The sequence below is a fragment of the Nocardioides sp. CPCC 206348 genome, from assembly GCF_048654705.1.
Classification (GTDB): domain Bacteria; phylum Actinomycetota; class Actinomycetes; order Propionibacteriales; family Nocardioidaceae; genus Nocardioides.
On the sequence record NZ_JBMCZA010000018.1, the window covers coordinates 409 to 7,643 of the forward strand.

Here is a 7,235-nt window from a genome sequence, read left to right on the forward strand (position 1 = left end):
AGCTTTGAAGTGGCAGGCGAGTCCTACTATCCGGAGGGAATCAAGCAACTCTTCCGCGACAACTCCGATAGTGCCGTCATGGCCGGAAGTGGCGGGCAGGAGTTGCGACTGGACGCCGTACTTGTTGCAGCGCCCACGAATCCCTTCGATCAAAACGCTGTCGCGGTCTACGTCGACGGAAATCATGTCGGTTATTTGGAGCGTGGCGACGCGCCGACGTATCACCGGGCGATCGCAGAAGCCGCCGCTGCTGGCCGGTTGTTGACCTTCACCTCTCGACAGTGGGCACGCATCGACCGCGACGGTGTCCGCGCGCGGGTCACGCTGCGGCTGCCCGAGCCGGGCGGGCTCATGCCACCAGTGGGTTATCTGCCAACCGTCCCGCACGCCGTCCTCCCCGTCGGTTCAGCGATCCAAGTCGCGAAGGAAGACGAGCACATGGAGGTCCTCGCGCGACATGTCATCCCCGATCACGGACACTCCGTCGCAGCAACACTTCACGTTGTGGAGGAGGCTAGATCACGTTCGACGATCGACATCATGGAAGTCCGGCTCCGAGGGCAGCGTGTCGGCGTCCTCAGCCCAACACAGACCGCGAATCTGCGGCCCCTAGTAGACCACCTGGCCGCAGTGGGAAAGGTCGCTGCTGTGCGAGCCGAGGTCGTTGGCAACACGACCAAGGCCGATGTGGTGATCTTCGCCCAGAAGGCAAACATGGTCCCTCGGTCATGGCTAGACACCCACGGCTGAGCCTGAGTGAGTCTGACCTGCCGGTTCTCGCGTTATCCGGTGTGGGGGCCTCCGCGGACGGGATTCACCACGAAGGACTGCCTCGCGTACCCCCGGCGTACCTCCGCCCGGTCGGGGACCCGCGGAGTGTCTGCCGCGTGCTCCGGCCGAGGGCGTCCGATGACTCCGCGATGATGCCGTCGCTTGCGTCCCGCACGTCCCCCCGCGCCTGCGCGGCAGCGTCCCCCCGAGCCGTGTCCGGCTTCGGGGCGGGTCCGCGGCTTGGATCGTTCAGCCGGTCCAGTCCGGCCTGGTCCGCCGAGGTACCGAGGAAGTGCAGGTAGCGGTTCGTGGTGGCGATCGACTCGTGTCCCATCCACGCCTGGACGGTTCCGGGGTCGACGCCGCGCGCGAGCCACAGGCACGCGGCGGTGTGGCGCAGGTCGTGGATACGCCGTCCTCCAGCGGTCTCCTCCCACTTGACCGTGCGCAACACCGCATTGCGATGCAACTGAGCACCTCCCGCGGTGGTGACCAAGAGATCGGTGGGCTCCTTGCCCGCCGCCATGCGCTGGATGATCGGCAAGACACGATCGGCCACCGGCACACGCCGCCCGCGGCGTCCCTTGGTGGCCTTGACGGCGCCGCCCTCGGACTGCGAGCGGCGCACCAGCAGCCCTGATGTCGGCACGTCGACCACGTCCTCGACCAGCGCGGCGCGCGCCTCACCCCACCGCATCCCGGTCCAACCCAGCACGAGCAGGACGTCAGCCAACTGCGGGTCGCGTGCCTTCCACCGCTCGTAGGTGGCCTCGAGCTCGGCCTCGGTCCACGGCCGCATCTCGGTCGGCTCCTCCGAGGACCGGGGGACCTTCGTCGTGGTCACCGGATTGCGGACCACGGCCTTCTCCCGCACACACCATGCGAAGAACGTGGACAGGCTCGCGCGGTACCGAATCACCGAGCGCTCGCTGAGCCCCCGCTGGATCAACTGCTCGAACGAGCGCGCGACCTCCCGCTCTGACACGGCCGCCACGTGCATGAGTTGCATGCTCGTCGGCACCAACCGCTGCAGGGCCTGGTCGCTGCGATAGGTCTTCGCGGCGACGGTGAACTCACGAACGACCAACCACTCCTCGAGCAGCGTCCTCACCTGGCGGCGTCCCGCGCGGGGATCGATCCCACCCGCGAGGGCTGCCTTCTCCCGCGACAACCATTCGCTTGCCTCGCGCTTGGTGTCGAAGGTGCGGCTGGCGATGAACTGCCGTCCGCTCTTGAGCCTCGCTCTGAAGCGACCGCTGGGAGTCTTCTCGATCATGTGGGTCGATCCGCCCGATCAGGACGCTCGTGAGAGCCACTGTTCGACGTCGCGGCGACGGTAACGAGGACAAGTGGGTGTCATCCAGGTGACACGTGGACCTATCCCGGATTGCCGCCACCGACACAGTGTCGACTCCGACACCCGAATCCACCGCGCCACCTCGCCGCTGGTGAGAATCTGCTCCACCGTTTCCATCTGGCCACCTCCAACTTCCGGGTCGGCGATCCGCCGCCCACGACACCTTGATGTTCACCTAGGAACCGAAAGGGCCCTCGAGCGATCAACGGAGCGTGTGGAATCTCTGCAATTCACCGGGCTTCAGGGGATACATCGGAGTGGGTAGCCCGTGACCGCTTTACGGATAACCACCGGAAGAGGCAATATTCTGTTATGGCGATCAGGGGGGACTTCCTGACGACCCAGGAGGTGTCCGGTCTCTTGGGCGTCGAGGCGCGCCAGGTCCGCGGCCTGGCCGAGGCGGGATCCATCACCCGCGTCGCGCGCGGCATCTTCGACCGCACCTCGGTGGAGCGCTACCGCGCCGAGCGTGGCTCGGGCCGGACCCGGACCTGGGCAGAGAACACTGCCTGGGGAGCTGTCGCAATGCTCTCGAACGCGGCCCCGTTGGGCCTCGGCGATGTCCAGAGATACCGGCTCCGCGCTGCCCTGCGCGACATCACCGACCCGACTGAGCTGGCTCTCCGGCTGCGCGACCGCGCGACCGTGAGCACCTGGTCCGGCCATCGTTCCGTCATCGAGCGCGTCCGCGAGGAGCTCGTCGTCCCCGGCCGTCAGCGGCTCGGGCTCATCGAGGACGACGCAGTCGTAGACGGCTACATCCATGCAGACCGGATCGCGGACCTTGTGCGGCGCCACCGGCTGGTCGAGGACGCCACCGGGTCCATCACCCTGCGCTACACCTACTGGGACATCGACTTCATCAAGTACCTGGCAGCCTTCAACAGAACGCTCGCCGCGGTCGACGCCGCCACCTCTCTCGACCCGCGTGAACGTGGTGTGGGAGAGCAAGCGCTGGTCAGCCGGTTGGAGTTGTTCCGCGAGAATGACAGACGATAAGGATCCGGGCATCGTGCGCCCCGGCATCGAAATCGCCGCCCCCACGGGTGGTTGGCCAGGCCCGTGGCCGAACGTCGCGGAGATCGCTGCGGTGCTGCCGGCCGACAAGTGGACGCTGGTCGGCGGCTTGATGGCCCAGTTGCACTCCATCCATTACGGACTGGGGATCGTGCGCCCGACCAACGATGTTGACATCGTGCTGCACGTCGAGACCTCCCGCGGCGTCGCCGCCGAGACGGCGGCCGCGCTGCGCTCCCTGGGCTACAACCTGCGTTCGACGGTCGATCCGCGTGACAACACCGCGCACCGTTTCTACCGCGGCACCAGCACGATCGATCTGGTTGCCGATGGGTCCGAGGAGGATTCGGAGGAGGTGGTCGACGTCTTGATCTCCGACCACCACGCTCCGAAGGTCACCGAGCGGCTCGCCGGGCGCGACATGGTCCGCATCGAGGGCGGCACGCAGGCGCTGCGACGCACCATCAACGCACGTCTGGAGATCGAGCCCGGAACCATCACCACCGTCTCGGTACCCGGCGCGTTCGGCGCCCTTATCTTGAAGGCCGCCGCCTACAAGACCGACTCTCGCGACCCCGAGCGCCACCTGCGCGACGCCGTGGCCCTGCTCGCCTGCATCGACGACCCGTTCGCCGAGCGCGAGGGTTTCACTGGTTCCGATCGATCCCGTCTCCAGTCCCTGCGTACCCGGCTCACGCCGGACGACATCTTCTGGACCGTGCTGACCGGCCAGCCCCGCATCGACGCCGAAACAGCGCTGGGGATCCTCACTGACGAGGTCTGACTCGGACGGCAGCCCACCTGCAGCCGTCGCTGACCAGGCGGCCACCATGTTGGCGCGCCAACACGAGGAGGAAGTGCCACACACCTGGTGCATTGTCGGTCGGGTTCCGTCCGGCGTAATCCTCAGCGGCGCCAGCGCGTACTTGGACGGGGACGACGAAGGCGCTCCAGCTCGTCGGCGACGCTGCTCCACTTCGCCTCCTTGAATGCACCCCGGGCGTCGCGGTCGGTGAGTTCGCGCAGGATGCGTCGGCACGCACCAGGGGAGTCCAGGACGGCACGAACGTGCTCATCGAGGCTGGTGGCTTCCTTGATGAACGTGACGGCGGTATGGCCGGCTTCGGCGGCTCGTCGCTCCTCGGACGCGAGCCGACGGCAGGCGTTGCTGCACCAACGGCGTGGACGTCCCGCTTTGGGTTGGTCCGTGACCAGGAACCGCCTGCCGCATCGCGGGCAGACCCTCTCGAGGGTCATTGACTCTGTTCCTGGTCGAGTGACCACGCCAAGACCGTTGCGACCCGCCACCGAAGGTGTTTGCCTAGGCGGAACCCTTTCGGGCCTTGGCCCTTGGCGCGCCACGTGTAGATGGTCTTGACCGGTACGCCGAGGTATTCGGCCAGATCCGCGGCGGTCAAGAGACGTTCGCCGGTGCCGTCGCCCGCGGTTCGCCTAGGAGCAATCGGTCGTGGCGAGGGTGGCGCAGCTCGTAGACGCGGCGCAGCCTTGGGCGCTGGCCGCGGTGGCAGCTCGTCCCAGAGGGTTGGTTGTTCCTGTCGGTGCTCGTCGTTCCTCATCGCAGTCTCGTCCTGATCCCGTGGGTGCCGGTTGCACCACTGTTGGGTCTCCAAAGGAGTCACATGTGGTGGGTGCGATCACCGACACGACAGGATGGCGGCGAGCTGCTCGATTGGAACGCCGCTCTGTCTGGGGCTGCGGTGCCGGGCGCCGAGGGGGACGCCGGACTCAGCGAGCGGCTCAGGCATTCCGCCGGACGTTTCTGCTCCGACAATGCAAGAGGTGTGTGGCACTCGGGCGGTCGTGAAAATCAAGGAGGACGCTGAGCGCCAGCGGTCAGTCGGGGAAGCACGACGGTCGCCGAGATCAACATGTGCTCTCAGATCCAGCACGCCGCGGCGTAAATGGCGGTGGGCCTGACTTGGCTCGTGTCATTTCTGTACCTGTGTGCGGCGAGTTCGACCTACGTCACTGACGTCGCGCGTTCCTACGTTGGATGTGACCGGCGCCACGCCTTGCTGGTCGACCCACACATCGCATCCAGGAGGTACCCCGTGGACCATGGCACACGATCACCCGCCGATGCTCCGCCGATCCGCGCCACGGTTTTTGTCGGTCGGTGGCCGAACATTCCGGCGGACTGGCCCGAGATGATCACCGGTACGTTCTCGCCCACCAGCGCAACGCTCATCAGCGGTCCGACCGAGGCCATCTTGATCGATGCGCTCTACCTGAAGGACGACGTCCGCGAGCTTGGAGACCTGATCGAGCGGACGGGCAAGTCGTTGACGACGATCTACGTCACCCACGCTCACGCCGACCACTATGCGGGAATCGGCCCCCTGCTCGAGCGTTTCCCGGACGCCAAGTGCGTGGCGATGCCCAATGTGGTGGCCGCCATGGAGCAGGAGATGGAGCTCCACACGGAGCAGTGGCGAATGCTCTTCGGTGACGCCTGCGTGACGCCGGGGCCGCTCCCGGATCCGATCGAGGAACGCACTTTGTTCGTCGACGGGTCGCCGGTGAACATCATCGAGGTGAAGCAGGCCGACATCCACCCCACCTCGATCGTGCACGTCCCCGAGATCGACGTCGTGATTGCCGGCGATTCCGTCTACAACGAGATCCACCCGATGCTCGGTCTCTCCACGCCGGAGGAATGGGCGGACTGGCTCGAGACCATCGACCTCGTGGAGAGCCTGAACCCACGCATGATCGTGGCCGGACACCGCAGGCCTGATGGCGACGACTACGCGGTCAAGACGATGATCGCCGAGACGCGTGCCTACATCCGCGACTTCACAGCTGCGTACGAGGTTGCGAAGGACATCGAGGGCCTGGTCACCGCCATGGTTCAGAAGTACCCCCACCACGGCAACCTCTGGAGCCTTCAGTTCTCCGCTGCGAGTGTGCTCCAGAACCGCGAGGCCGCCCAGGCAGCATCGGAGATCGAGCCGACCGCATCGTAAGTTCCCGCGCACTCCGTGAGTCCAACAGGGCTCGTCACGATGAAAGGTCTACATGTTTTCGACACGGTTCACCGAGGAGTTCGGGATCGAACACCCCATCGTCTGCGGTGGAATGACCGCCGTCGGCACCGCCGATCTCATCGCGCCGGTGGCCAATGCCGGAGCCTTGGGATTCCTCACGGCGCTCACCCAGCCGACCCCGGAAGCGTTGGCCAAGGAGATCGCGCGCTGTCGGACCATGACCGACCGACCGTTCGGCGTCAACCTCACGATTCTCCCGACGCTGAAGCCCGTGCCGTACGACGAGTACCGCGAGGCGATCATCGACTCCGGCATCACGATCGTCGAGACGGCCGGTGCCAACCCGGCTGAGCACGTCGCGGCCTTCAAGAAGGCTGGCATCAAGGTCATCCACAAGGCGGTGGCCGTTCGGCACGCACTCAAGGGGGAAGCGATCGGTGTGGACGCGATCAGCATCGACGGCTTCGAGTGCGCCGGACACCCCGGCAACGAGGACGTTCCCGGGCTGGTCCTCATTCCGGCAGCTGCGAGAAAGGTCCGGATCCCCCTGATCGCCAGCGGCGGCTTCGCTACGGGCAGTGGCCTGGTCGCTGCCCTCGCTCTGGGCGCGGAGGCGGTCAACATGGGCACCCGTTTCGTGGCCTCCACTGAAGCGCCGGTCCACCAGAACGTCAAGGATCAGATCGTCGCCAACGACGAGCGAGCCACCCAGTTGGTCTTCCGTGAGTTCAAGAACACCGCGCGGGTGGCCCGCAACCCGGTTTCGGAGGAGATCGCGCGTCGCTCCGCACTGCCCGGCGCGACCTTCGCCGACGTGGCAGACCTCGCGTCGGGAGAGCGCGGGCGTGATCGCGTGCTCACCCATGGAGACATGGACGACGGCATGTGGTGGGCCGGCCAGGCCCAGGGTCTCATCGACTCCGTCCAGAGCTGCCAGGAGATCGTCGACAGCATCATGGACGAGGCCCGCGGCATTGTTGCCGGCCTCGGCCGTGCAGTGTCGGGAGCCAGGACCTACACATCAGCGGGTGCCTGAGCATGGACTTCCAGACGATCCGGCACGATGTCAGCGATGGCATCTT

The 7,235-nt window shown here is 66.3% G+C and carries 7 protein-coding genes; 5 read left to right on the forward strand and 2 right to left on the reverse strand.

The annotated features are described in order from the left end of the window. A partial coding sequence (locus ACOADB_RS00700) for a hypothetical protein (RefSeq protein WP_378596002.1) occupies positions 1–750 on the forward strand: 750 nt, incomplete at its 5' end. A gap of 64 nt (positions 751–814) precedes the next feature. Here ACOADB_RS00700 and ACOADB_RS00705 read toward each other — a convergent pair. Then, positions 815–2,047 (reverse strand): tyrosine-type recombinase/integrase, encoded by a 1,233-nt coding sequence (locus ACOADB_RS00705; protein WP_378596003.1) that lies wholly within the window; start codon positions 2,045–2,047, stop codon positions 815–817. Between the two features lie 393 nt (positions 2,048–2,440). On the opposite strand from ACOADB_RS00705, the gene ACOADB_RS00710 reads away from it, so the two are divergent. After that, positions 2,441–3,127 (forward strand): hypothetical protein, encoded by a 687-nt coding sequence (locus ACOADB_RS00710; RefSeq protein ID WP_378596004.1) that lies wholly within the window; start codon positions 2,441–2,443, stop codon positions 3,125–3,127. After that, complete coding sequence (locus ACOADB_RS00715; protein ID WP_378596005.1) at positions 3,057–3,929, forward strand: hypothetical protein; 873 nt, start codon at positions 3,057–3,059, stop codon at positions 3,927–3,929. Before ACOADB_RS00710 ends, ACOADB_RS00715 begins: the two co-directional genes overlap by 71 nt. Positions 3,930–4,398: 469 nt before the next feature. On the opposite strand, the gene ACOADB_RS00720 is transcribed toward ACOADB_RS00715, so the two are convergent. Continuing rightward, entirely contained in the window at positions 4,399–4,722 is a 324-nt protein-coding gene (locus tag ACOADB_RS00720; protein WP_378596006.1) for a helix-turn-helix transcriptional regulator, read from the reverse strand. Positions 4,723–5,217: 495 nt separating this feature from the next. On the opposite strand from ACOADB_RS00720, the gene ACOADB_RS00725 reads away from it, so the two are divergent. After that, positions 5,218–6,132 (forward strand): MBL fold metallo-hydrolase, encoded by a 915-nt coding sequence (locus tag ACOADB_RS00725; protein WP_378596007.1) that lies wholly within the window; start codon positions 5,218–5,220, stop codon positions 6,130–6,132. A gap of 52 nt (positions 6,133–6,184) precedes the next feature. Then, complete coding sequence (locus ACOADB_RS00730; RefSeq protein ID WP_378596008.1) at positions 6,185–7,189, forward strand: NAD(P)H-dependent flavin oxidoreductase; 1,005 nt, start codon at positions 6,185–6,187, stop codon at positions 7,187–7,189. Positions 7,190–7,235 lie beyond the last annotated feature (46 nt).

What these genes read in the sequence shown, in the direction of transcription:
- ACOADB_RS00720 (WP_378596006.1), bottom strand. Translation starts at nt 4,722, where the DNA reads ATGAGGAACGACGAGCACCGACAGGAACAACCAACCCTCTGGGACGAG.
- ACOADB_RS00710 (WP_378596004.1), top strand. Translation starts at nt 2,441, where the DNA reads ATGGCGATCAGGGGGGACTTCCTGACGACCCAGGAGGTGTCCGGTCTC.
- ACOADB_RS00730 (WP_378596008.1), top strand. Translation starts at nt 6,185, where the DNA reads ATGTTTTCGACACGGTTCACCGAGGAGTTCGGGATCGAACACCCCATC.
- ACOADB_RS00705 (WP_378596003.1), bottom strand. Translation starts at nt 2,047, where the DNA reads ATGATCGAGAAGACTCCCAGCGGTCGCTTCAGAGCGAGGCTCAAGAGC.